Origin of the sequence: Bacillus sp. ISL-51 (assembly GCF_018613535.1) — a bacterium.
Lineage (GTDB): Bacteria > Bacillota > Bacilli > Bacillales > Bacillaceae > Bacillus.
The window spans coordinates 44,644-70,211 of sequence record NZ_JAGGQB010000007.1 but is presented as its reverse complement, the minus strand read 5'-3'; the positions used below and the strand labels follow the sequence as shown (position 1 = coordinate 70,211).

The 25,568-nt window shown below is 45.6% G+C and carries 22 protein-coding genes, 2 pseudogenes and 1 other annotated feature (1 of these 25 running past the window's edge); of the genes and pseudogenes, 12 read left to right on the top strand and 12 right to left on the bottom strand.

What is annotated here, in order from left to right:
• Positions 1 to 41: 41 nt before the first annotated feature.
• The 7 genes and pseudogenes from hpaB to J7E26_RS18300 form a co-directional block, all read right to left on the bottom strand.
• On the bottom strand, positions 42 to 1,487 hold the full coding sequence (gene hpaB / locus J7E26_RS11940) for a 4-hydroxyphenylacetate 3-monooxygenase, oxygenase component (RefSeq protein WP_214813347.1): 1,446 nt from the start codon (positions 1,485 to 1,487) through the stop codon (positions 42 to 44).
• A 220-nt stretch (positions 1,488 to 1,707) separates the two neighbouring features.
• Positions 1,708 to 2,595, bottom strand: a complete 888-nt coding sequence (locus tag J7E26_RS11935; RefSeq protein WP_214804172.1) for a hypothetical protein — start codon at positions 2,593 to 2,595, stop codon at positions 1,708 to 1,710.
• A 71-nt stretch (positions 2,596 to 2,666) separates the two neighbouring features.
• Positions 2,667 to 4,874: a glycoside hydrolase domain-containing protein gene (locus tag J7E26_RS11930; protein ID WP_214804171.1), complete on the bottom strand. Its 2,208-nt coding sequence runs from the start codon at positions 4,872 to 4,874 to the stop codon at positions 2,667 to 2,669.
• 177 nt (positions 4,875 to 5,051) lie between these two features.
• Positions 5,052 to 5,420, bottom strand: a pseudogene (locus J7E26_RS11925) (DMT family transporter); the annotation flags it as partial.
• 368 nt (positions 5,421 to 5,788) lie between these two features.
• Positions 5,789 to 6,091 (bottom strand): contact-dependent growth inhibition system immunity protein, encoded by a 303-nt coding sequence (locus J7E26_RS11920; RefSeq protein ID WP_214804170.1) that lies wholly within the window; start codon positions 6,089 to 6,091, stop codon positions 5,789 to 5,791.
• A gap of 11 nt (positions 6,092 to 6,102) precedes the next feature.
• Entirely contained in the window at positions 6,103 to 7,392 is a 1,290-nt protein-coding gene (locus J7E26_RS18305) for an RNase A-like domain-containing protein (protein WP_214984550.1), read from the bottom strand.
• Complete coding sequence (locus J7E26_RS18300) at positions 7,392 to 7,886, bottom strand: T7SS effector LXG polymorphic toxin (protein WP_214984551.1); 495 nt, start codon at positions 7,884 to 7,886, stop codon at positions 7,392 to 7,394. Before J7E26_RS18300 ends, J7E26_RS18305 begins: the two co-directional genes overlap by 1 nt.
• Positions 7,887 to 8,076: 190 nt before the next feature.
• Between J7E26_RS18300 and J7E26_RS11910 the strand changes: the two genes are divergently transcribed.
• The 8 genes from J7E26_RS11910 (at position 8,077) to trhO (ending at position 14,689) form a co-directional block, all read left to right on the top strand.
• The gene (locus tag J7E26_RS11910; protein ID WP_214804169.1) at positions 8,077 to 8,547 is read left to right on the top strand and encodes a helix-turn-helix domain-containing protein; all 471 of its coding nucleotides are present in this window, start codon (positions 8,077 to 8,079) and stop codon (positions 8,545 to 8,547) included.
• Positions 8,548 to 8,635: 88 nt separating this feature from the next.
• Complete coding sequence (locus tag J7E26_RS11905) at positions 8,636 to 9,688, top strand: iron-containing alcohol dehydrogenase family protein (protein ID WP_214804168.1); 1,053 nt, start codon at positions 8,636 to 8,638, stop codon at positions 9,686 to 9,688.
• A 100-nt stretch (positions 9,689 to 9,788) separates the two neighbouring features.
• A complete protein-coding gene (gene purT / locus J7E26_RS11900; RefSeq protein WP_214804167.1) occupies positions 9,789 to 10,943 on the top strand; it encodes a phosphoribosylglycinamide formyltransferase 2 in 1,155 nt (384 codons plus the stop codon).
• Between the two features lie 530 nt (positions 10,944 to 11,473).
• Entirely contained in the window at positions 11,474 to 12,007 is a 534-nt protein-coding gene (gene pssA / locus J7E26_RS11895) for a CDP-diacylglycerol--serine O-phosphatidyltransferase (RefSeq protein ID WP_214804166.1), read from the top strand.
• Positions 11,998 to 12,486: a DedA family protein gene (locus tag J7E26_RS11890; protein ID WP_214804165.1), complete on the top strand. Its 489-nt coding sequence runs from the start codon at positions 11,998 to 12,000 to the stop codon at positions 12,484 to 12,486. The genes pssA and J7E26_RS11890 overlap by 10 nt, the downstream gene beginning before the upstream one ends.
• Positions 12,479 to 13,294 (top strand): phosphatidylserine decarboxylase, encoded by an 816-nt coding sequence (locus J7E26_RS11885; protein ID WP_214804164.1) that lies wholly within the window; start codon positions 12,479 to 12,481, stop codon positions 13,292 to 13,294. Before J7E26_RS11890 ends, J7E26_RS11885 begins: the two co-directional genes overlap by 8 nt.
• A gap of 41 nt (positions 13,295 to 13,335) precedes the next feature.
• Complete coding sequence (locus J7E26_RS11880) at positions 13,336 to 13,614, top strand: hypothetical protein (RefSeq protein ID WP_214804163.1); 279 nt, start codon at positions 13,336 to 13,338, stop codon at positions 13,612 to 13,614.
• A 106-nt stretch (positions 13,615 to 13,720) separates the two neighbouring features.
• On the top strand, positions 13,721 to 14,689 hold the full coding sequence (gene trhO / locus J7E26_RS11875; protein WP_214804162.1) for an oxygen-dependent tRNA uridine(34) hydroxylase TrhO: 969 nt from the start codon (positions 13,721 to 13,723) through the stop codon (positions 14,687 to 14,689).
• Positions 14,690 to 14,729: 40 nt separating this feature from the next.
• Here the strand turns inward: trhO and gltP are convergent, their stop codons facing one another.
• Positions 14,730 to 15,980: a dicarboxylate/amino acid:cation symporter gene (gene gltP, locus J7E26_RS11870; RefSeq protein ID WP_214804161.1), complete on the bottom strand. Its 1,251-nt coding sequence runs from the start codon at positions 15,978 to 15,980 to the stop codon at positions 14,730 to 14,732.
• Positions 15,981 to 16,350: 370 nt separating this feature from the next.
• On the opposite strand from gltP, the gene J7E26_RS11865 reads away from it, so the two are divergent.
• Complete coding sequence (locus tag J7E26_RS11865) at positions 16,351 to 17,418, top strand: branched-chain amino acid aminotransferase (protein WP_214804160.1); 1,068 nt, start codon at positions 16,351 to 16,353, stop codon at positions 17,416 to 17,418.
• Positions 17,419 to 17,458: 40 nt separating this feature from the next.
• Here J7E26_RS11865 and mmuP read toward each other — a convergent pair whose 3' ends face one another.
• From mmuP to J7E26_RS11845, 4 genes are all read right to left on the bottom strand, one after another.
• Positions 17,459 to 18,874 carry an S-methylmethionine permease gene (gene mmuP, locus J7E26_RS11860; RefSeq protein ID WP_214804159.1) on the bottom strand — a complete coding sequence of 472 codons (1,416 nt, stop codon included), beginning with the start codon at positions 18,872 to 18,874 and terminating at the stop codon, positions 17,459 to 17,461.
• Positions 18,875 to 18,986: 112 nt separating this feature from the next.
• Positions 18,987 to 19,934 (bottom strand): homocysteine S-methyltransferase, encoded by a 948-nt coding sequence (mmuM, locus tag J7E26_RS11855; protein WP_214804158.1) that lies wholly within the window; start codon positions 19,932 to 19,934, stop codon positions 18,987 to 18,989.
• Between the two features lie 120 nt (positions 19,935 to 20,054).
• Positions 20,055 to 21,488 carry an alanine/glycine:cation symporter family protein gene (locus J7E26_RS11850; RefSeq protein ID WP_214804157.1) on the bottom strand — a complete coding sequence of 478 codons (1,434 nt, stop codon included), beginning with the start codon at positions 21,486 to 21,488 and terminating at the stop codon, positions 20,055 to 20,057.
• A 24-nt stretch (positions 21,489 to 21,512) separates the two neighbouring features.
• Positions 21,513 to 22,496 carry a glutaminase gene (locus tag J7E26_RS11845; protein ID WP_214804156.1) on the bottom strand — a complete coding sequence of 328 codons (984 nt, stop codon included), beginning with the start codon at positions 22,494 to 22,496 and terminating at the stop codon, positions 21,513 to 21,515.
• Positions 22,497 to 22,741: 245 nt separating this feature from the next.
• Between J7E26_RS11845 and glnK the strand changes: the two genes are divergently transcribed.
• The 3 genes and pseudogenes from glnK to J7E26_RS18295 form a co-directional block, all read left to right on the top strand.
• On the top strand, positions 22,742 to 24,034 hold the full coding sequence (gene glnK / locus J7E26_RS11840) for a two-component system sensor histidine kinase GlnK (RefSeq protein ID WP_311379537.1): 1,293 nt from the start codon (positions 22,742 to 22,744) through the stop codon (positions 24,032 to 24,034).
• A gap of 1 nt (position 24,035) precedes the next feature.
• A complete protein-coding gene (gene glnL, locus J7E26_RS11835; RefSeq protein WP_214804155.1) occupies positions 24,036 to 24,983 on the top strand; it encodes a glutamine utilization two-component system response regulator GlnL in 948 nt (315 codons plus the stop codon).
• Between the two features lie 250 nt (positions 24,984 to 25,233).
• Positions 25,234 to 25,371: pseudogene (locus J7E26_RS18295) on the top strand (hypothetical protein); the annotation flags it as partial.
• A 48-nt stretch (positions 25,372 to 25,419) separates the two neighbouring features.
• Positions 25,420 to 25,568: a binding site (T-box leader), on the top strand (it continues 99 nt past the right edge of the window).

The following is a 25,568-nucleotide window of genomic DNA, read 5'->3' as shown; positions in this document are numbered from 1 at the left end:
AAAACATACGGTAATAAGCAGAGATTGTTTTCTCTGCTTTTTTATTTATGGATGTTTAAAAATTCGCTTATGGCACCGACATATTTTTCTTTCGGATAATTTTTGTATAAATGGCTGGTTAAGCGGACAGGGTCCCCAAAGAAGTACCTTTCATATTGAGTTTGTCTTGTACCGAAAGGGCTCATGGTTAAATCCCATGCCAGGCGGAAAATTTTCACCCGATCTTCGGCATTCGTTTCGGCTGCCCGCAAATATTGGTCAAGATCACCCCTGATATCGGAAGCGAAGGCATTTTCAGTCGGCAGTGTAACCATTCCGCTTGCTCCGATCAATTGAATAATCTCCGTGAAGCGGGGATAGATTTTTGGGAAGACGGAGCTGATCACCCGCAGAGGGATCACGCTGGGCCTCATATATCCCCATTCATCTGTCTCTGCGTCGTTCTCGGATTTTTCTAAAAGTGCTTTCATTGTTTCAAGGCCGATAATCACTTCGGATAATTTATCCTGGATATGCTGATATTCACTTACATTAATCGTTTCTGCCAGAGTCTGAGCAAGGCCCAGCAAAAATTCCGTTTTGACAATTTGCCTGGTGACGACTTGATGAAATGCAAAGGCATTAAAAGAGCTTTTCATGATTAAATCGTTAGCCGCTTCATAATTGTCGTAAAAAAATACACGCTCCCACGGTACTAACACATCATCAAACACAACGATCGAATCCATTTCTTCATATTTTGAGCTGAGGGGATAATCAAATGAGGATTCCCCTAAAACGAACGATTCCCTGCAAATAAATTTAACGCCTTTTGTATTCGAAGAAATGGAAAAGGCAAAGGCTTCATCTGTTTCAAAATAGAGTCTCGGAGAAGAAATAACGAGCACTTCATCCGTTAAGCCGCCTTGTGTAGCAAGAAGCCTGGCCCCTTTAATCACGATGCCTTCTTCATTTTTATCAACTACTTGTGCGGAAATCGGCTCTTTAGAAAGATGAAAGTTCATCTGAGAGCGGTTCACCTGAGGAGTAATAAATGTATGTGTAAACGAAAGATCCTGTTTCACAGCCCGTTCGTACAGCGCTTGAATATTTTCAGGAAAACAATTTTCCCGTCCATTTAAAAGCGCCGCAGAGGAAGCGAAGCTCATCACCACGGTATTCATGTAATCAGGGCTTCTGCCCATCATCCCATGCGTATGCCGGGCCCAGTGTTCAATCATCTTTCTTCTTCTTCTTAAGTCATCTTTCGTTTTCGGCTGAAGGTATGAAAGCCCGGCCCGTTCTTCTTTCCCGGGCAGACAGAACGTCATCTCGTCTTGTATATTCTCATCCGTTTGTAAATTGTAAAGAGAGCTCTTCGTTTCCAAAAGGCCTTTAAAGGCGTGATGCTCAGAAATGTTTCCCCCCACCCTCTGCCCATCAAACCAAATTTCATTCTCAAGCCCGTTAAGCCGATCAATAAACGTTTTGCCATTAATGATTCCCATAATGTCGCTCCTTCTTCATTTACGAGTTTGCCTATTTCCATTATATTGGGGAATAAATATACCTGTTCAGGGAATTCCGGTTGGGAAAAGCCTTTTTTGAAGGAATTGTTTGATTTTTGATTAAAAGCGGGAGGGAAAACGGTATGATGACGGGAAACTTGGAGAATTTATTCTGGAATCATGAAAAATCCCCCTTTTGATGAAGGGGGAAATGGCTTGTTTATTTCATTGTTTCCTTATATTTTTGTTCAAGCACAAAATCAATCATATCCGTCACCCGGACATGTTCGGCGTTTCTGGCGAATTGTGATATTGAGTGCAAAGGTCCTTTTTGATACAGCTGCAGCAGTTTAATCAGATAGATAAGACCTCTAACAAACAAAAAGAGAAGAAGATAAGGAAAAAGACTGGGGATATGAATATAGCTGACTTGACCTGAGAATAGCGCTGTCAGAAAAACAGCAATAATACTTCCAATAAAAATCCACTTCATAAATTCATATAAAGAAAATACAGGCTTAGAGAAAATAGCTTTTAATTGGCATAGCCTGTTCGTATCTTGTTTCTCAAGGCATCTCATCAGTTCTTCATCATTTCTGCAAGCAGTGATCTGCTGAACTGTTTCTTCAATTGTATGATTGCTTTGTATACCATTCACATGAGCCGCCAGCGAATCATATTTCTTCCGTAAATTCATATCAATCATATTAACAATTCGGACGAAATAAGCTTTTCGGGTTATGTGCTTTTCGGGCAAATGGCTGTTCTTTTCACGTGCAATATACATATAAAACATCACAATGCATCCTATTGTAAACAGGGAAAATGCTGCCGGTAAAAGATCAGATAAGATTGGGACAGGTATCAGTGATTTGACTTGAATAAACAAGAAAGAAGTGAAGATCAAAGCCATTACTATACAGGAAAAAGCGATCTTCATAAGTAACTGAAAAGATAATGATGGGGCAGAATAATAATACTTTAATAGGTTGAGCGTATGTAAATCTTGCGAAGATAAAAAGTCCATTACTTCTTGATCATTCTGACATTTTACCACTTTTTGTGCAGTTTGTTTTGCTGTGTTAAATGCGGATTGATTTTCATTCAATGATTGAAACCCCCAAAAATATTATAGGAATAAAACTGCATGAATTGAACATTCATGCAGTTTTTAACTTGTTAGAAGCGATCAGTCATATAAGCGTAAAGAGCTAATAATATTGCAGCAAATTCAGTTACTGCTTCTACTGTTTTATTTTCAACCGGTTTTTCAGATGTAAGAACCTTACTTGTAAAATAGAATGCAGAAATACCAGCTACAATTGTAAGAGAAGAAGGGAGAAGATCCCAACTCTTTGCTAATTCACTTTCAGAAGATACAGCCGGCACACCTTTATACGTTTTAATTTTAAACGTAAACATAGTCGTAAGTCCAGTTGTGGTTCCATCCGCTACCGGAATGTCGGGTGTATAAATTTTTATTGAAACATCTATTGATTGAGCAGTTGGTGTTACTGCCATTTCCAAATAACCATTTCTTACAGATAGGCTCAGATTGTTTAATAAATTTTGATAAGAACTGATTTCTGAGGCTGTAAGAATGGTTTGTGTGTCCCCTAATAAACCAGTAACATAGGCTCCGGGTTTGCCGTTTGTTATTGTCATCGTATTAGCTGAGCCTTCACTCGGAATTGTATAAAGAAGTGAAGTGGACAATAAAATATCTAAACTCGGAGAAGTTAAAATGGTCTCGGTTGTACCGAATTCCATCATCATATTTGCTAGGCCGGGTGCATTTTCTAAAGCAGGGATGGTTGACAGAATATTTGTCAATGTGTTTAATCTTGCATCATAAACAGGATCAGAAGGGGGGGTTACCTTGCTCACCCCAGAGTCTTTTCCTGAAAATCCGTCCTTATCAATGCCAATGCTTCCTGCGCCGCTTCCGATCGTTCCTTCGTAAAATTGATCGAAGGCCCAGTTCTTTGGCATTGGATAGCCGAGATTACCGCTGAAGCCGGTTGACATATTTGCCGCAAAGCTATATTTGGTCAGTCCCGCTTCCAATGTCCGGATGCAAATGTTTCTTGGTCCGTATACCCCGATTTCATATTTAGGAGCAGTTGAAAATGTCTGCATTTTCATAAAGGCCGACTTGATTTCTTGGAAATAAGGGATGATTTTGTCTGTGACTTCATAATCGTACGCATCGAAATCAACGGCAAAATAAATGGTCGTGCCCGATGGGAAACCTAATCTTCGAGCCGCTGATGCAGCATTGTATGCATCTCTTGTCCCTTGGCCTTTCACAAAATAGGATGATTCATAGCCGCCATCTTGGTAAATCGGAAAGATACGCAATCCGGCATCAAAAATGACAGAAAGCTCTTTTGACGTCAAAGCCTTTGACGTAAGTCCGCTGCTGGTCCGAACATTTCCTGTCAAATATCTTCCTACCACTTTATAACCGTTGCTGCGCAGGGTCTGAGCCTTCTCTGCCGTCAAAATTGCAGCAGTATCACAAGCTGAAGCAGCCCTTGTTGTATCGCCTGAGCTTGATAATAAAGCTTTAATCGTAGGCATGTCCGCATAACCTGTTTGCGGCAGGCACATAAACTCTTGGAAAGCTTTAACTGCTGATACAACTCCGACTCCATATTTTCCGTCGAATTCACCGGGATCAAACGATTTCCCATTACAGTAAAGCGCGTATTGAACAATCAAAACAAAGCCTGTTCTTGAATCGCCGGGAGTCAAGGTAGGGCATAAGCTGGTCGTTCCGTTTCCGAAAAATCCGTTAGCGACACTTGTACTCATGCCTTCTTCTTTTTGCAGGGCATAAATGAGAGCCTTGTTTGTATCGCGGGCATATAATCCGTCACAAGGCATCAAGCCGATGTAATCATTGTAATCCCGGTTCAGGTTCTGCTGGATTTGCCGGATTCGTTGGTCGCCTCCCGCTACTAATCGAAAAGCGCTCATATCCAGCAAGGCTTTCATAATCAGTGCTGTGACGATACCGTCCTGGTTGGTAAGACCGGCTGCTTTTTGAAACTCTTTTACAGCGCTTTCGGTATTCTCATAGAAAACGCCGGAAAACCCGCCGGGGTTAAATCCTTTACACCACAGCGCCCCTTGTAAAATGTAATTCATGTTTGTCGATGCTGAATTTGGTGATTGCTTTTTCAAAGGTTTGAACAGTCTTTGTGTCGTCGGGCCGAAGTTATCGGCAGGTTCTGAAATGCCAAGCTCAATTTGAAGCGCCCGTGTCAGACCGTAAATGGTATCCCAGCCCGTTTTTCCATTTTCCGGCACTTTGTTGTACCCGTGTCTGCCTCCGTACGTATCATTCAGCCATTGTTGTGTTTCCAGGACCATTTCGTCCATCGTAATCCCTCCATTACTTTTAATGTGCGTTCATTCATAGCTGGCAAACGTATGACAGCTTGTCTGCGCCTATGAAACTTCGGAGAGAGTCCGGAACGTCAGGGCGGGCATGCGGGGTGCCTTCTTATCAAAAAAGACAGCAAGCGATCACGCATCAATCGGAATCGCTTGCTTTATTTACACGTTTTCTGTATTCTGCTTTGGCTTCGGTTTCATTTCTGACATATAAAGACCGCATAAAATGAGTGCTCCCCCTGCAAGTGCGATCCACGTCATTTTTTCCTGAAGGAACACCACAGATGCTGTGATTGTCACTACGGGAACGATATAAATATAAGCGCTCGTTTTGACAGCACCCAGTACCGAAACGGAATAATTCCAGATCACAAAGCAGACAGCAGAGGCTCCGATGCCGAGGTGTAACATATTGAATACATTAGAAAGTGATGCGAAGGCATGAAGCCCCTGTCTGAAATCAAAGATATACAAAAAGGGAATCATAAACACCAGTCCGTATAAAAACACCCGCTGTGTCACTTCGATAACAGTACACCTAGTTTTAGCCCCTTTTAAAAGTCCCTTTTAATTTTTTAATGGTTCATTAAAGCTGCTACTCATTTTCACAAATTTCCTGGCTATAGTGAGTTGGTGACTGTTTCCGACTTCTTTTGCTCGAAAGGTTTCAGAAAAAATATAAAAAAGCAGGTTTTTTGAATTGCCTGCTTTTTTATCATTACTTTTTATAGAGTTATTTATTTCATTACATGCTTGTTGGAGCTAATCAATCGCTTTAGATGATATAAGAATAACAAAGAATGACTGCCTGTTCATTCGCGGATTATGTTGTAATAAAGATGATGATTTTTCTTTCATCTGTATTAAACATCAGTTTAATAATTCTCAATTTCTCCTGCCTATATATTTAAGTACAATTCAATTTTTTTTGTTACTTGTTTCAACCAATCTAAAGGAGACATTTCGTAGTAAGGAAAGTAAACTCCATCGGCACATTCATCTATGAGTGTACTTTTATCTTCAATTGACCAATCACTATTGATGAAGTTCCTTAAAAGAGGGACCAGGAAGATTAAGTATTCTACTGATTCTTCATTAAGTAATTCTTCGTATACGGATTCCATTGAATCGTAATCCTGATGAAAGTAACAAGACAAAAAACTTCTTACTTCCTCTACACTCTCATTTTTTAACTTCTCCATTTGCCCCACCTCTATTTAACCGGATAGCCAGTTAATATAAAACTGCCATCTTTGTTTCTTTTTAATACAATTTTTGCGTTTTTCATTTCTATTATACGAGTTGATCCTTTTTTTACTCCTCTTCCGATTATTTCTTGTCCGTTATAAGAAAAATCTTGAGTTGGCTTTACTGAATGATTAAGCCAATCTTCTATTTCTTTCTTCTTTTGATGTAACACTTCATCAACGATTTGTTGAGCTGTATTCTGATCAGTAAATGTTGATGCACCCTTAATTTTTGGATTCTCTTCTAATCTTTTTATAAGTTCTTCATCCGATTTTCCGACATGGCGTTCAATCAAATGACCGCCTTTTGATTCATGAACATGTAAATCTCCTTTTATAAGAAAAGATTTTTTGTGATTGCCAGTTGTCCGGCCGATGCTCTGTTTTTTATTATAAACAACACTCTCCTGTTTCACATCAACCGCTTTCCCCGCCTGAGAAAACGGTTCTCCGATTCCTGAAAATGCAGGCTGCCATGGCTGAGAAACTGATGATTTTCCTTTTGCGTAAATTCGCGCTGCCGCATTTTTCTGATCCGCAATAAAAGTCTTCGCTTCCTTCGTCACGAATCTCCCGGCTCTTGTCACCCCGGTGACTTTTCCTGCGCCTTTTGCTCCTATGAGGGAGGCGACGGCGTAGGCGATGTAGTGGGTGCGGCTGTAGGTGTCGCCGTGGATGATGTTTTCGTTCCATGAGGCTTTGAAGGATTGAACCATGTAATCGAATGTTTCCGGTGCGCTGTAAATGGCGCTGATGAGTTCTTGTCCGGCTTTGGCTTGTTCTATCGCTCCCGCGCGTCCTTGTGCTCTTTGCAGCCAGACGGCGATATCGTAAGCGCCGATGACGGCGTCTTTTCCTGCGTCCCATATCCCCAGCATGATGCCTTTGGCTCCGTCGATGAGCATTTGTCCGGCTTGGCGCATGGCTTTTAGCTGGAGGAGGCTTGAGTAATATTGTAATTGTTCGGCGTTCATGTTGTCAGCCCCGAGTTCTTCCGCAATGTTTACATATTCCCCCGGGTCAGAAGTGCGGTCCAGTTTTTTCTGTAAAAAGGCCGTTTCTTCCTGCTGTTTGATTTTAATGTATTGATGGGCTCGTTTTTGTATGCCGGCTTTTCTTTTATATACGTCAGTGTCGTGAAATGCTTTAGCGTTAAAAGACAGCGGGCCCCCGGCTTTACTTGTTAAGTCGGCAAGCGTCCGGAAAAAGGCTTCAGCTTCGTGCTCAAGCGCTTCAGATTGAGCGTATTCGTGCATCAGTTTTGCGTCGAGTTTATGTAAGTGTTCTGCCGTTTTTGGTGATCGGCAGCGTCAAGTTTGCCGGTGACCGCGGATTTGTCAAACGGTGATAAGGACAGAATATCGTCAATTGATCTTAAAATTCGGCTGATCTCGTCGTGCTGGCCGTCGATGATATGGTGTGCTTTCTGCCCGGCATGGTTCAGTTCGCTTTCAAGAAATGATTCTTCCAGCAAATCATTTTGGCCGAAGCCCGCCTGTTCTATTTCTCTCGGAATGCTTTTGAAAAAAGTAATTTTCATGTCGAAGAGATCAAGCCACAGCCCTGCTCCGGAGGCTTGTTCATTGTAAAAGGCTCTTATGGCGTCCGCGCCTCTCCCTGTCATGGCGTCCATATTTGCAATGCCGTGAAACTGTTGTTTCAGAGCGGCCATTTCATCTCTCGTTTTTTGATAAGCTTTCAGACGGCTGTCGGCTGAGTGAATGAGAGTGCTGGTTTCGAGTAGTTTCATATCCAGTGTCCTTTCGCCTGATTTTCTCTGCCCGTATTTTACCATGATGATTCCAATTTCTGATCACGATTTGAGAAAAAGAGGAAAAAAGGTACTTTTTTACTGATTCTTTTGATTCATTTAAAATTGTTCCGATAAAAAAGGAGCCCGGCGGTGTAAAATGGCATTATTCATAAGTGTGGAGGTTAAGATGGATCAAGATTATATCACTGAGCTTGTCTCAGTCCAGTTAAAGCGTATCCGGTCGGAGAGGGGGTATACCCAAGAGAAAATGGCAGATGTGCTCGGGCTTTCAAAAAAGTCGCTGGTGCAGATTGAGAAAGGCCGCTCGCTTGCGGGATGGGCGCATGTTGTGGCGGTGTGCGCGCTGTTCAGAACAAGTGAGGCGCTGCAATCTGTATTGGGAGATGATCCGCTGGAGGTAATAGAAACGGTTGCCCACCGCACGATTGACAGGCCTAAAGGAAAGACGATGGGCGGCAAGGTATGGTGGAAAGCAATCGAGAAAAAAGGAGAGTTCCGCTTACAGCAGCATTTGATTTCGCACCATTACCGCATTTTGGATGCGTATGATGACTTGTGGTTCAGCAGTTTTGAAAAGCAGGAGTCATTGGAGCGGCTGGATGAACTGTTTCTGGAGGCTGAAGAGGTGAAACGCTGACCTGACGCTTTCCGCATCTCAGGTTGATGTATTTTCTGACAAATGAGAAAATACATTTTATAAGAACCCAATTAAAGGAGAGATTCATATGATGCCTGAAGACATCGTGCGAAGCGGACCGAATCAATACATATGCAAGGAAGGAATCGCAAAAGAGCTTTCCGGGCTGTTGGAGGGATTCAGGAAACCTGTGATTGTGACTGGAATCAAATCCTATCAGGCGTTTGCCGATTACAGCGGTCACTCTTCTTGGGATGTGATTCAGCATAAAGGATACTGCTCACCTGAGGCGGTGCGAAAGGTCTGTGATCAGGCGGGGGATGCCGATGTGATCATCGGTATCGGCGGCGGTACGGTGTTAGATGCGGCGAAAGCGGCGGCAGACCGGCTGGATATTGAGGTTGTAATGATTCCTTCCATTGCGGGAACATGTGCCGCAAGTACGCCGTTAAGTGTCATATATGATGACAGAGGCAATTTTATCAGAGTGGATTATCATAAGCGTTCAAGCTATGTAACGCTTGTTGACCCGCTATTATTGCTTTCGTCTCCCATCGAATATTTTAAAAGCGGAATCGGTGATACGCTTGCGAAATGGTATGAAGCGGAGGCCGTCATCAGAAATACGGAGAATACGGTGTCTTTAATGGCGCAAACAGGGCTGCGGCAAGCGGTATATATCCGCGATATGTTACTGCAATACAGCGGGGAAGCCGTCGAAAGCATGGAGAAAGGTGAGCTGTCCGTGCCGTTCATCCATACGGCAGAAACGATCATCACTCTTGCAGGCACGGTTGGCGGTTATGGCGGCCGTTTGTGCAGAATGGCGGGGGCGCATGCGGTTCACAACGGACTCAGCTTTATTGAAGAGACGCATCAGGTGCTTCACGGCCGGAAGGTTGCTTACGGCATACTGGTGCAGCTTGCGTTAGAGGAGCGGAGAAATGAAATTCAAGAGCTGATCCCGTTCTACCGCCGGCTCGGGTTTCCTGTCAGCCTGAGCGGTCTTGGCATTCATGAAAAGCAAGAAGAGGCCAAGCGGCAGATCGCTTCTCATGCCTGCCGGGCGGAGGAATCGCTATGCTTAATGGGGGACTATGGCGAACAGGACGTGGCGGCTGCGATTGAATCACTTGAATGATAGGGAAAAGACAGGATAAGAGCCGGTTCTTATCCTGTCTTTATTTTTTGAATATTTCCGTTATAATGAGTGAGGTAAAGAGAGGAAGGGGCAAAAGGACATGTATCAAGCGAAGAAAATGTTATTGTTAGGATCGGGCGAGCTGGGAAAAGAAGTCATCATTGAAGCCCAGAGGCTCGGGGTTGTCACTGTAGCCGTTGACAGCTATGAGCATGCTCCTGCAATGCAGACCGCGCATAAAAGCTATGTTGTCGACATGCTCGATCAGGCGCAGATCAGGGAAGTTATTGAGAAAGAAAAACCTGATTTGATCGTGCCGGAAGTGGAAGCCATTGCCACAGATGAGCTATTGAAGCTTGAAGAAGAAGACTTTCACGTCATTCCGAATGCGCGTGCGGCGAAGCTGACGATGGACCGGGAAGGCATCAGACGCCTTGCAGCTGAGACGCTTCACCTTCCGACGGCGGGCTATGAATTTGCGAATACATATGAAGAATTTACAAAAGCGGCAGAAAAAATCGGCTTTCCATGTGTGGTGAAGCCGCTGATGAGTTCTTCCGGGAAAGGACAGAGCGTGTGCCGTTCAGCTTCCGAGCTGAAAAGCTGCTGGGACATGGCGATGGAAGGCGGCCGGGTGAAAAACGGCCGGCTGATCGTGGAGGAATTCATTCCGTTTGAATCAGAAATCACCCTTTTGACAGTTCGCGCCGTGAACGGAACGTCCTTTTGCGCGCCGATCGGCCATGAACAAAAGGACGGGGACTATATTGAATCGTGGCAGCCTCATCACATGACGGATCAGCAGATAGAAGAGGCAAAACATATCGCGAAAAGCATAACGGACGAGCTTGGCGGATACGGCTTGTTCGGGGTTGAGCTTTTTCTTGCAAAAGATAAAGTATATTTCAGCGAAGTGTCTCCGCGTCCGCATGACACCGGACTCGTGACGCTTGTGACGCAGAATTTGTCAGAGTTTGCGCTGCACGTCCGCGCAATTTTAGGATTCCCGATTCCGGACATTATCCAGCCACTGCCGGGGGCAAGCCGTCCGCTGAAAGCTCCGGAAGAGCTGGCTGATTATACGATCGAAGGCTTGGAAAAGGCTTTGGCCGTATCGAATACTCAAGTTCGGGTTTTCGGAAAACCTGTCACGAAAATCGGGCGCCGTATGGCGGTTGCGCTTTCTGCCGCTGAAACAGTTGAAAAAGCGAGAGAAAGAGCGGCCGAAGCGCTCAGCCATTTGTCCGTTAAATAGGTTTCTGTTCAAAAGGTGTCTTTACCGTAAGAGGTAGAGACACCTTTTTTATTTGGGCAGACTATATACTGGAAAACGGGCTTATGAGATAATGTAATGTACTGGTTAATTTTACTTAAGAAAAGGCGTGTTTTTATTTTATGAAACTTTTCAAGCCCGCAATCGTTATATGTATTGTTCTCTTTTGGCCAAGAAGAAAATAAAAATAAAATTATAGGGCTGGAATGTTTTTGTTTATGCAGATGCGGACAGACTGTCTGTTTGGCAGCAATGATTTCCGAGTGCGGGTCATGGAATTTTTAAGCAGAAGATTAAAGAATAGAGATGAACCCGAATGTCTAACTTAAAACGAACAGCTGCAAAAAACAGAAATCACCAGAATTAATTGTTCAAATAACACCAAATGCTGTATAATGAAAGAATTTGAATGATAGCATTGAAAGAATTTCATTTTATGTTTCCATAAAATGATTTCATTATGCATACGCAGTCCGATTTGATATGGTTTTAATTGGAGGTTTGTGTAAACTGTGAATTATATACCTAGTATGATTACAATTGGAAATTTTATTTGCGGGGTTCTCTCGATTCATTCCCTTTTGTATCATAATATTCATTCTGCGGTGATCTTTATTTTCACCGGAATGTTTCTTGATTTCTTCGACGGTTTAGTTGCTCGTAAGCTGAACGCCGTTTCGGAGATGGGGAGGGAGCTTGACTCATTTGCTGATCTCGTCACATTCGGCGTGGCGCCGTCCATGCTTGCATATAGTGTCTCATTATATACGATTCCGTTTATCGGTATTTTTATCGCGCTTTCCTACAGCATCTGCGGGATGATCCGCCTCTCGAGATTTAATATTGAACAAAGCAGGCTGCCGACATTTATCGGCATGCCGATTCCGTTTGCAGGCATGTGCCTGGTGATTTTAAGCTTTGTCAATAATGCCATCCTGTTGGGTGTTGGAACGGTTGCGCTCGGTTATTTAATGGTCAGCAACATTAAATTCCCCCATTTTAAAAAACAGGCGCCTGAAAACCTGGAGAGCAGAAGATGGAACTAGTTGAGCAATTAATTTCTGATTACGGATACATCGCGATTTTTTTAATGCTGACGCTTGGAATTATCGGATTGCCTATTCCTGATGAAGTGATGATGACGCTCGTTGGCTATTTCACGCATTTAAAGGTGCTGAATTATGAGCTTTCCATTCTCATCAGCTTTATCGGGGCGCTGTTGGGGATGGTCATCAGCTACCTCATCGGCAGAAAAGCGGGCCGCCCATTTATTAATAAGTTCGGGAAGTGGGTCGGGCTGAAGGAAAAGAGGATGGAGAAAGTAGACAGGTGGATGAAGAAATACGGGCCGTACACGATTATTTTAGGCTATTTTATCCCCGGAGTCAGACATGTGACCTGTTACTTTTCAGGTATCGGCAAAATGGATTTCAAAACTTATTTTTGCTTCGCTGCCATCGGAGCGTTTTTATGGTGTTTTATCTTTATTACTATAGGAAAATTCATAGGAGTAATCAATGTTTAATACTGCTGTAAAAGTTCTTTACCGTTCACTGATTGAACTGACAAATAATCGTTTTACGTCTTATCTCATTAAGGGCTTCTGTGAATCGAAACTGAGCAAGCCGATGATTCCGCTGTTTTCTAAACATTATCGTATCAACTGGAATGAAACGGAGCGCACAGCCTCTGAATTTGATTCGCTGGCGGCATTTTTCATCCGCGATATTGATCTGCATCTCCGCCCCGTGGCAAAGGAGTCAAACGCCATTGTCAGCCCGGTGGACGGCGTCGTTCAGACAGTGGGGAAAATTAACCCGAACCAAACCTTCATGGTGAAGGGAAAAGATTATTCGTTCGCCGAACTGACGGGGTTTAAAAGCGCCGATCATAAATATAACGGCGGCTATTTCGCCGTTCTTTACTTGAGCCCGAGGCATTACCACCGTTTTCATTCGCCGATCAGCTGTACATATCAGAAGCTGGCCGAGCTTGGAAAACGTTCCTATCCCGTCAATCAAATGGGATTAAAGTACGGAAAAGATGTTCTCTCAAAAAACTACCGCTGTGTGTATGAGCTGACCCGGGAATATAAACAGATGCTCATGATTCCGGTAGGCGCGATGAATATTAACTCTATCGTTCAGACCAGCACCGGAAACCGGCTGGAAATGGGCGAGGAGCTGGGATATTTTTCGTTTGGATCGACCGTTATTTTAGTTTTCGAGAAGGATATGTTTACCCCTTCGGATAACCTGACAGAAGGCCGCGAGATTCAGGTCGGCCAGAGCATAGGTTATGCGGAGTCACATGAGGAGGCGCCCGCTTTATAAAGCTGCTCCTCTTTTTTATATGCTGTAAGGAAGGTGACGTTGTGGAAGAAAAGGATGTGGCAAAGCAGATCGAAGAGTATCAGCGCACGGGTGATAAACAACTGCTTGAAGAAGTGCGCAACGCCTGCTGGCCTGCGGTCGAGGCGCTTATTTTAGAATTGGATGGAGACAGCGCCGATTTGCTGCGGGAAAAAGGCCGTGCCCGTTTTCCGTTTATCATCAGCAAGTATCAAACCGCTGTCCGGCTTCCGATAGAGACTTTTTTACGCAATACGTATCGGTTTTATTTTCAAAAGGTGCTAAAAGAAGACAAAGTGTGACTGGAAGAAAGAGTACAGACGGAAATGTTCATCTTTCACACATTTTCCTGTATGATATAGTAGAGTGTGCATCATCATTAATATAATTGAACAGGGTGTATAAATCATGGAAAAACAATATAGAGTTTTACTTTATTATAAATATGTAACGATTGAAGAGCCTGAAGAATTCACGGCTCAGCATTTGGCGTTTTGTAAGGAGCTCGGTTTGTTAGGGCGTATTTTGATTTCTGAGGAAGGCATTAACGGTACGGTGTCCGGCACGATTGAACAAACAGATAAGTACATGCAGGCGCTGAAAGCTGATCCGCGATTTGCCGATATGCCGATCAAAATTGACGAGGCTGACGGCCACGCGTTCCGAAAAATGTTTGTCCGCCATAAAAAGGAGCTTGTCACACTTCGTTTGGAGGATGACGTTGATCCGAATGAAACAACGGGAAAACATTTGAAGCCGAAAGAATTTTATGAGCGGATGCAGGATCCTGATACGGTCGTCATTGATGCCAGAAATGATTACGAGTACGATCTTGGCCACTTCCGCGGAGCGGTCAGACCTGATATTGAGGCTTTCCGCGAACTGCCGGAATGGATTGAAGAGCATAAAGACATGCTCGAAGGCAAAAAAATCCTGACGTACTGCACAGGCGGTGTCCGTTGTGAGAAATTCTCAGGCTGGCTTTTGAAGCAGGGCTTTGAAGACGTATCCCAGCTTGACGGCGGTATCGTCACTTACGGTAAAGACCCTGAAGTGCAAGGAAAGCTATGGGACGGACAGTGTTACGTTTTTGATGAAAGAATCAGCGTGCCCGTCAACCGTGTAGAACATGTGATTATCGGAAAAGACTACTTCACGGGCGAACCGTGCGAGCGTTATGTGAACTGCGCAAATCCGGCATGTAATAAAAAGATGATCTGCACACCGGAAAACGAATACAAATACATGCGCAGCTGCAGTCACGAATGCCGTACGAACGAACGCAACATGTATGTGAAAGAGCACGGCATGACGCCGGAAGAAATCAATGAAAGACTCGCTCTCATTGAGAAGGAAGACCATGCGGCGATTGATTAATAGAACGAAGACCGCCTGACTCACAGGCGGTCTTTTTTGTTTACATACTTTCTGTTCGGGCCAGCTGCTCTCGTGTGACAGGGCCTTTATATTGGAAAGCTTTTTCCCATTTTGACACGACGATACAGGCGACCGCATGGCCCGGTACGTTCACGCCCGTTCTCGCCATATCCATTACACGGTCCACACCGGCAATAATGGCCACGCCCTCTGCCGGAAGCCCGATGGCGTTTGCGGTTGCCAGAAGCACGACAAGTGAGCCTGACGGAACGGCGGCAATGCCCTTGCTTGTCATCACAAGCACAAGCATCATGAGCAGCTGCTGGGAAAGCGGCATTTCCACATGGAACGCCTGGGCTAAAAAGATGCATGAAACGGATAAATACAGGCTGGAGCCGTCGCAATTCAGCGACAAACCTGAGGGAACCACAAAGGAGACGACCCGTTTCGGACATCCGTATTTCTCCATGCGGTCCATCAGCTGAGGCAGAATGGTTTCAGTGCTCGTTGTGGAAAAAGCGATCAGGAACAGATCCCAAATCATTTTCAGCACTTCAAAGTATTTGATTTTAAAGAGAAGGCCTACAATCGGAAATAGGACAAACAAGATCAGAAACAGTCCGAGGAACACGGTGCCGATCAGCTTCAGCATCGGAAGCAAAAGTGCGATCCCGAATTGGCCGACTGAGGCAGCCATAAGAGCGAGCACGCCGATCGGAGCAGTGACCATCACCATTTGCGTCAGCTTGAACATAATGTTGGCGACAGATTCAAAGAAATTCATGACTGGGGCGGAGGCTTTGCCGATGCCGGCGGCGGCGACACCGAATAAGATCGCGAAAAAGATGACGGCAAGAAGATCATTTTTTGCCATGACATCAATGATGTTAACGGGGATAATATCAAGAAGCATTTGTTTCAGATCAACTACTTTTTCCGTATAGCCTGAAAGCTCATGGATATCTTTCTTGGCCAAATGCGAGAGGTTAAGTCCGACTCCCGGCTTCAGCACGTTGGCTAACAATAAGCCGAGGCCCAGCACAAGCGTCGTAATCACTTCAAACCAAATAATCGTTTTGATGCCGAGGCTGCCCATTTTTTTCATACTTCCGCTGCCGGCCGCTCCGATTACGATGGTTGAGAACACGATCGGCACAACAATCATTTTAATCAGGCGGATAAATCCATCTCCGACGGGCCGCAGCGCCATCCCGAAATCCGGGAAAAAATGGCCGATGACTGCCCCGATGACTAAGGCGATTAAAATTTGGAACGCGATAAATTTTTTCAAGCGAATCCCCCTTTTACTTACGCATTTCTTACGTAATTCGTTAAGCAAGCGGAAACCACCTTCCTCTCTGCCACAAAATTGTCACAAAGATTGCCAAAATGAAAAGAGAGGATGGTTTAGATTATGTAAGCGCAAACATTGAATATGACAGAAAGTCCTTGTGTAAAAAAAAGGAAGGTTATATGAAAAGAAAAGAATTTTGGTAAAAAATATTAATAATTTTGCCGATAATGCTATTAACAGTGGTATATTTGTTATGATACTTTCAACTGCATTCTCATTTATCTGTGCATAAACGATTCGGACAGAGGAAACATGCAGCTCATAAAAGACTGAAAATTTAAACAATTCAAAGAAAGGTGTGCTTTTGTTGAACAAACTGATCGAAAGAATCAAGGTCGCAGCGAGAAAAGAAAAACCGGATTCCGCTTCACTGGGGTTCGGCCAATACTTCACAGACTATATGTTTGTGATGGATTACGAAGAGGGCAGAGGCTGGCATGATCCGAGAATTACGCCGTATGAACCGTTTACCATCGACCCGTCCGCGTCCGTTTTTCATTATGGGCAGGCGGTGTTTGAAGGATTAAAGGCTTACAGGGCGGAAGACGGACGGGTATTAATGTTCAGACCGGACCAAAATGTAAAAAGGCTGAACAAATCATGCCGCCGGATGAGCATGCCGCCGCTTGACGAAGAGCTGGCGCTGGAAGCTTTGATCCAATTGGTTGAATTAGAGCAGGACTGGATTCCGAGAGAAGACGGAACATCTTTATATATCCGTCCGTTTGTGATTGCGACAGAGCCGTCCTTAGGCGTCAGGCCCTCAAAGAAATACAAGTTTATGATCGTGCTGACGCCGGTCGGTTCCTATTACGGCAATCAGCTGAAACCGATCCGTATTTATGTAGAAGATGAGTACGTGCGGGCCGTCAGCGGGGGAGTGGGCGATGTCAAAACCTCCGGGAATTACGCGGCCAGCTTACAGGCCCAGCAGAAAGCGGAGGAACTGGGATACGACCAGGTGCTGTGGCTTGACGGGGTGGAAAAGAAATATGCCGAAGAAGTAGGCAGTATGAATATCTTTTTTATTATAAACGGGGAAGCCGTGACGCCGGCGTTAAACGGAAGCATTCTCGGAGGCATTACACGCGCATCGGTCATTGAACTGTTAAAAAGCTGGGGCATGCGCGTCAGGGAGGAACGGGTTTCAATTGATGACATTTATCAGGCCGCAATGAGAGGCGAAGTGTCAGAAGTATTCGGAACGGGGACGGCAGCTGTGATCTCGCCGGTCGGTGCGCTTCATATTCACGGAGAAACGATTGAGTTTCATAACGGCTTGATCGGTGAAGTGTCCGAAAGGCTTTACGAAACGATTACCAACATCCAGCGCGGGAAGGAGCAGGATTCCTTCAGATGGGTGACTGAAATTTAAATAAAAAAGAACCCTTGCGTGAGGCAGGGTTCTTTTTTGGTTAATGGGATTTAGCCGTTTGGCCGGACGCGCGGCTTTTCCGGTTTTTCAGGTGAAAAGCGGCGTAACAGACGACCATAAATGCAATTCCGCAATAAAGGGCGATGCTCTGATTCGGATCAAACGCAATGCCGATACAAGAGGCGAGACACAAAAGGAAGGCGGCAATCGGCACAGCCGGGTACCCCGGCGTCCGATATTTCAAATCCGAAAGCTGACGCCCTTCTGCAAGTAACCGCCTTCTGAACATGAACTGTGCTGCGGCAATACTCATCCAAACCGCCACTACCGCAAAACCGGAGATGGAGACGAGAACGAGATAAACGGTATCAGGCGCGAAAACACTCGACAACAAGGACAATATGCCCCCGATCATACTGAAAATCAAGGCATTAAAAGGAATGCCTTTAGATGTCAGCTTCGCAAAGGACGGATGAAGCTCCCCCTCCTTTGACAAAGACCAGAGCATACGGGACGACGCATACAGCCCGGAATTGGCCGCTGAGAGAAGCGCCGTCAAAATGACAAAGTTCATCAGATCGGCCGCATACGGAACACCGACTCTGTCAAACACCGCAACGAACGGGCTTTCAATGACACCTGCTTCTTTTATAGGGATCATGCCAGACAGCACAAAAATCGTTCCGATAAAGAAAAGCGCCAGCCGCCATACCGTGGTTTTAATGGCGCGCGGGACGGTTTTTTCCGGGTTCACGCTTTCTCCGGCGGCAATGCCGATCAATTCCGTGCCTGAAAAAGCGAAGTTCACCGACAGCATCGTCATTACTATAGGAAAAAAGCCATTCGGGAAAATGCCGCCTTTTTCATCCGTGAAGTTCGACAGCATGGGCGCAGCCTCACCGCTTTCGATCGGGATGATGCCGAACATCGCAGCTCCTCCCAATATGATAAACAGTACAATGGCCAATACTTTAATGCTTGAGAACCAAAACTCCGATTCAGCGAAAAATTTGACGGAGAAGGCGTTTAATAAAAAGATGAGCAGGGCGAATACAGCGCTCCACATCCATACCGAGGTTGAGGGAAACCAGCGCTGCATTAAGAGCCCAGCCGCCGTAAACTCAGAGCCCAGCGCCACGGTCCATGTCAGCCAGTACAGCCATGCCACCGTAAAGCCAGTCGCAGGCCCAATATATTTCGCTGCATAGGTATGGAAAGCGCCCGTCACCGGCATAGCCACGGACAGCTCGCCGAGGCAAAGCATCACAAGGTACACAATGCCAGCGCCCAATAGGTAAGCGAGGATGGTTCCCGCAGGTCCCGCCTGCTGAATGGTGTAGCCTGAGCTTAAGAACAGCCCGGTTCCAATGACGCCTCCTAATGACAGCATAAAGAGGTGCCTGCTTTTCATACTTCTCTGAAAATTTTTCTCATTCTTGTCGTGCGAGGGTTTCATTGTTTTCCAACTTTCTGCAGGGCCGTTCTAATAAAAAATCTCATGCCGGCGGGCGGCACGAGATTCCGGCGAACCGGCTTTTTGAATAGAATATACAAACTATTCCGATAAGTCAAGTGGTTTTTAGGCTTCTGGCCCAATCGGCAATCGCCTGAATGTCCTCGGGCTTCGTTCGGCAGCAGCCGCCGATCAGTCTTGCACCGTTTTCGTACCAGCTTTGCGCGCTTTTTCCGAAAGACATGGAGCACGCTGAGCCTTTCCAGGTTTTTGTCACAGGATCATATTGCTCGCCGGAATTCGGGTAGACGATAATCGGCTTGTCTGTTTCCTGTTTTATTTCTGCTATTAAAGACGGAATATGCTGCATCGGTGTGCAGTTTATGCCGACAGCCGCGATTTGGCTGTGCTGATCAAGCCAGGCCGCACACTCGGAAACAGGAGTTCCTTCGCTGATATGCCGTCCGTCTTTGGCGCTGAAACTGATCCACGCATATATACCGGGAAATTCCTCCAGCAGCCTTGTGATCGCTTTTGCCTCTGACAGGCAGGGAATGGTTTCACACGCTAATATGTCTGCGCCTGCTTCAATGAGGGCTTTCATCCGCGGCCGATGAAAGTCGATCAGCTCATCCTCCGTCAGCCCGTAATGTCCGCGATATTCGGAACCGTCGGCAAGGCTTGCGCCGTATGGGCCGACTGAAGCCGCAATAATCGGTTTTGGGCGGCTTGAACTGTTCTCTTCGTGCGCCCACAATTCATCACGTGCCTGTACAGCGAGCTCTACAGATGCCTGAATGAGCTGTATCGCTTCAGTTTCGGTCACGCCGCGCGCCGCAAATCCTTCAATCGTTGATTGATAGCTGGCGGTGATCGCGCAATCAGCGCCGGCGGTAAAATAATCGCTGTGCACCTGTTTGATCAGATCAGGCTGTTCCATCAGGATTTTGGCCGACCAGAGGCTGTCATTCAAATCACAGCCCATGCGTTCAAGCTCAGTGGCCATCGCGCCATCTAAAATGATAACGGGAAACTCGTCTAAGATTCGTGTAATGAGATTCATAGCCATTCCTTTCTGACTTTTTAAAAATATATGAAAATGGTAATGGACAGCTTTATATTTGTCAATGAACGTTAATATAAAAAAGGTGCTCAGGACGAGCTGCCTGAACACCTTTTTTTCTTAAGAGATATGTTTGTTTTTATTTTTGGCGATGTCTGAGTACTCCCAGCATTCTATCTGGTCGTCATCAGGCAGCACATCTTTATAAAAGACGGGGTCCTTTCCTGCCTTCTTCTGCCGCACATAGTCATTAAGGGCGGCAAATGCCTTTTTAGACAGCAGGAAGATCGCAATTAAGTTCACGACAACCATTAAACCCATGAATAAATCGGCCATATCCCAGACAAGCTGAACCTTTGAAATGCATCCGAAAATGACCATCGCCAGCACGCAAATCCGGTAGATGAAAAGCCATTTCTTATTTTGGCTCAAAAAGCCGATATTGGTTTCTCCGTAATAATAGTTGCCGATTAATGCGCTGAAGCCGAACAAAAGCATCAAGACAGCAAGAAATCCTGACGCCCACGAGCCGAGGTGCGTGCTCAGTGCGGCTTGGGAAAGCGCGATGCCGCTGAGGCCCGGCTGCTGATAAGCGTCTGAAAACAAAATGATAAGCGCGGTGCTTGTACAAATGACCAGGGTATCCGTCAGTACACCGAATGCCTGAATCAGACCCTGTTTCACGGGGTGGCTTGTTGTGGCGGTCGCAGCCGCATTCGGCGCGCTCCCCATCCCTGCTTCATTCGAGAAAATGCCGCGTCTGACACCCTGCATTAATGCGGCGCCCAAAGCGCCGCCCGCCGCCTGATCGATTCCGAATGCATTTTTGACGATAAGCGCCAAAACGCCCGGCAGCTGGGTAATGTTTGTGAGAATGACAAAGAATGCAATGCCGATATATAAAACAGCCAAGACAACCACGATGTATTCCGCCAGTTTCGCAATTCGTTTAACGCCGCCGAAAATAACCGCGCCAAACACAGTAATTAAAATGATGCCTAATGTAAGACGATTGGTTCCGAACGCGTTTTCAAATGCGAGGCTGATCGTATTGGATTGAACGGAATTGAATACGATTCCGAATGACAGCGTGATTAAAACGGCAAACAGCGCGCCCATCCAGCGTTTCTTCAGGCCTTTTTCCATATAGTAGGCCGGTCCGCCGCGGAAGCCGTTCTGATCTTTTACTTTATAAATTTGAGCGAGTGTGCTTTCAACAAAGCTTGAAGCAGATCCGATAACCGCGATGATCCACATCCAGAAAATCGCGCCCGGTCCGCCGAGGGCAATCGCAATGGCAATCCCGGTAATATTCCCGGTTCCGACACGGGCGGCCATGCTGATGCAAAACGCCTGGAAGGGGGAAATATGGTTTTTTGACCGGTTGGCGGCGCCTTCCTTTAAAACCCGAACCATTTCTTTCAGCATGCGGACTTGCAGGCCTCTTGACCGGAACGTAAAATACAGTCCCAGAGAAAGAAGCATTACAATTAAAAGCTTTGACCATAAAAAATCATTTACTGAGCCGATTATATGTTGAAGGAATTCCTGCATCCTATCACCTCTTGGTTCGTTTGATTAAAAAATACTGAGCTCCCACTCCTGTGCGATATGTTTCAGCAGCATGCCGCCGGTCAGGCTGTTGCCGTATTCATCAATGGCCGGACCGTAAATACCGATGCCGCAGCCGTTATGAAAGGGCTGTTCTCTTCTGGCGCTCGGAGGAACCAATGCCATAATGCCGCCGGATACTCCGCTTTTGGCCGGTACGCCGACGAAGGCCGCATATTTGCCTGATGCATTGTACATGCCGCACGTCAGCATCAGAGCCTTGGCCAGTTTTGCGACATCTTTAGGAATGACCTGTTCCTGGCGGATCGGGTGATAGCCGTCATGTGCCAGAATCATCCCGATTAAAGCGATGTCCTCGGTCGTGCCTTCCATGGCGCAATGCTTTAAGTAAACCTCTAACGTTTCTTCCACATCTGCTTCCAGGAAATTTGTTTCTTTTAAATAGTAGGCAAGCGCTCTGTTCCGGTGAGCGGTTTGCCATTCGGAGCGGAATACCTCCTCATGGATCTGAGGCCGTTTTCCTATCAATTTTTCAAAAACGGAATAAAGGTATTCTAATTTATCATGCGCTGTGTCACCGGGAAGAAGGGAAGCGATAGTGATGGCCCCGGCATTAATCATAGGGTTGAAAGGTTTTCCGGGTTTATGGATTTCAAGCCGGATGATGGAGTTAAACGCATCGCCGGTCGGTTCCACATCAACACGCTCCAGCACGTAAGAAATGCCCCTGCTCATACAGGCTGCTATAAAGCTGATGACTTTTGAAATGCTCTGCAATGTGAACGGAACATCCCATTCACCGGCATGAATCATTGCGCCGTCCGGCTCTAATATGCAAATGCCCAGCTGCGAGTCATTGATTTCTCCGAGGGCGGGGATATAATTCGCGCTTTTTCCATTTGCGGAAAATGGGCGGTAATGATTTACCCATTCTTGTAATAGCGAAGCCAATTCCTCTTTTTCAAGGCGCTCCCTGATCATATCTTTCATAACATTCCTCCTCTATTTCATTTCTGTTCATAAACGGAATCGGGACTTAGAAAACGTTTTCATATATAGCGTGCGTAGATTTAATGTATAATGACATCTACAGAATCATACAAAATACGACAAAATCTATCTTAAAATAAGCCGATAGATTTATAAAAATGGCAGAGCGAATGGCCATACCGGGTCTAAAGAAATTTGCGGGCTGCCCCGGTCTTATTCAAAATAGAAAAGAGAAGGAAGTGATTGTGATCAGGTTCGATTATTTTTTGAAAAAAGACGGTTATCTTTTCGCCCTTATGCTGATCACCGTGCCGCTTGCCGGCGAACTGAAATTTTATCCCTTAAATGAAGCGTTCAGAATCAGCTTCGGCGCCCCGGCTTTTTTCTTTTTTCTGCTGCTGTTAAGGCATGTGCCGGCGGTGTTGTCGGGGCTGCTGACAGGCGCAGCCGTTGTGTTATTTCGTATCGGCTTGGAGTGCTTAGGCGGAGGGCATGCCGGGTTTATGGATGCTTTTTACAGCCAATATTCAAGCTTCTTTTTTTACTTTACATATGCTTGTTTGTTTCATGTGCTGAAAGTCGGGAATTTTCGCGATCGGCCGTTTATGATCGGCTTCCTCGGCTTCCTCATTGAAATTGCCTCGGATGTCATTGAACTGGCCGTTCAGTTTTCTGATGACAAAACGATGATTACGCCGGAAAAGCTGACGGATATCGCGGTCATCTCCGTGTCTCACACATTTATCGTGCTGAGCTTTTTCAATGTGATGAAGCTGTACGAAACTCAAGTCAGGGAAAAACAAACGAGGAAACAGCATGAGCATATGCTGATGATCGTATCTAATTTATATGAAGAAACGATTCATTTGAAAAAGACGCTGAAAACGACGGAGCATGTGACAAACGAATCCTATCAGCTTTACCGGGAAGTAAGCGGGGACAATCAAGAACTGGGAAAGAGAATGCTGCGTCTGGCCGGGGAGATTCACGAGGTGAAAAAAGACAATCAACGCATTTTTGCCGGGCTGTCCAAGCTGATCTCAAATGAAAGATTTCGAGATTACATGAATGCCGCGGCTTTAATCGGACTTGTGATCCGAATCAATGAAAAATACGCGGAATCATTAGGAAAGGATATCGCCTTTCAGTGCACGATCGAGGGAGATCATCCTGATTACCACGTGTTTACCGTACTGTCGATCATGAATAATGTCGCGGCAAATGCCGTCGAAGCCATGGGTGATAAAGGAGAGATCCGTCTCGGACTGCGTAAGGCAGAAGGAGATATGGCAGAATTCCAAGCAGAAGACAACGGTCCCGGCATCCCGGAGAAAATCGGAGAGATCGTCTATGACCCGGGATTTACGTCCAAGTATGACGAATTCGGCACCCCCTCAACGGGAATCGGGCTTTCTTATGTGAAGGAAATCGTAACTGAGCTTGACGGAGACATCTCTTTTCACAATAAACCCAAAGGCGTGATATTTACGATCAAGCTGCCGATGAGGCATTTGATTGCAGAAAGGATGAGCTCATAATATGCGTTTTTTTATAGCTGATGATGACCGGGCGATCCGTTCCATTTTAAGACAGATCATAGAAGATGAAGACTTGGGGGAAGTGGCCGGAGAGGCAGAGGACGGAAGCCAAATCGAAGGGCATCACCTGCATTTGAAACAGGTGGATATTTTATTAATTGACCTATTGATGCCGGGACGGGACGGGATCGAGACGATACGCCGTCTTCAGGATTCTTACCATGGAAAAGCGGTGATGATTTCGCAAGTGGAGGCGAAGGAAATGGTGGGAGAAGCGTATTCCCTCGGCATTGAATACTTTATCCACAAACCTATCAACAAAATCGAGATCGTCACCGTTTTGCGAAAAGTAAAAGAGCGGATCGAGCTGGAAACCTCGATCGGCGACATTCAAAACTCTTTAAGCCGGCTTGTTCAGCGGAATGAGCCGAAACAAAACCGGGCGCGGGATGCGCACGAGAAATCAATCAAAGAAACCGGAAAATTTCTTTTAGCGGAATTGGGCATCGTGGGAGAAAGCGGCGCGCATGACCTCATGGCCGTCCTTCACTATTTATTTGAGGATGAACAGGCGGAAAAAAACATGCCGTCTTTAAAACAGATGTTTACAAACGTCGCAATACGGAAGCTTGGACCTGCGGCGTCACAAGCAGAGGTCAACAGAGAAATCAAAGCCTCGGAACAGCGGATCAGAAGAGCTATCATTCATTCGTTAAACCATTTCGCTTCATTAGGCACAACTGATTTTTCAAATCCTAAATTTGAACACTACGCCTCAAAATTCTTTGATTTCCCGGCCGTCAGCAAGAGAATGAAGGAAATGCAGTCTAAGGAAACCGTGCCGCTTTCACCGGTTAAGGTCAATATGAAAAAGTTTATTCACGTTTTCTTTTTAGAAGCAAAGGATTTACATGAGGGGACGAAATATGTAAACGGCGGCAGCCGATAGGCTGATAAATACGGTTTACTTATATAGGGTTCATGTGTGAAATAATGTTAACCTAATAAAGAACGGAGGGGTCCTGATGGAAAATCAAATCCGGTTTTCGCACTAATGAAATAGTGTCAATGTCTCTGCCTTGAGCGCGGAGGAAACCGGGATTGATCTGCCTAATACAGAACCCTGACAGTGTAATGAAAAGGGGGGCGGCAATTACGCCGCCCCTCTTTTTGGCGTCTTCACACATCTCTTTCTCCTCCGCTTGCAGGAGCATGTGACAGAGCTGCAGGCGGCTTATCCTGTGGAAACAGCCGCGTTTGCGCTTCAGACGGGGCAAGAAGAACATATGAAAATGGCGCGGGAAATGCTCGGTCTGTCCGACCCGAAAAGCTATTGACTTCCGCCGGATGGCAGCGTATGATACATTTTAAAATAAAAGAACGGATGAACAATGCTGAGGAAGAGTAAGTACGTATCGCGTACGGGGTTCAGAGAGTCGGTGGCTGCTGTAAACCGATCCCCGGCCGGTACGGAATGGGCTTCTGAATTGCTGCGCTGAAAGACAGTAGGCGGTGCCGGGATTCTTTCCCCGTT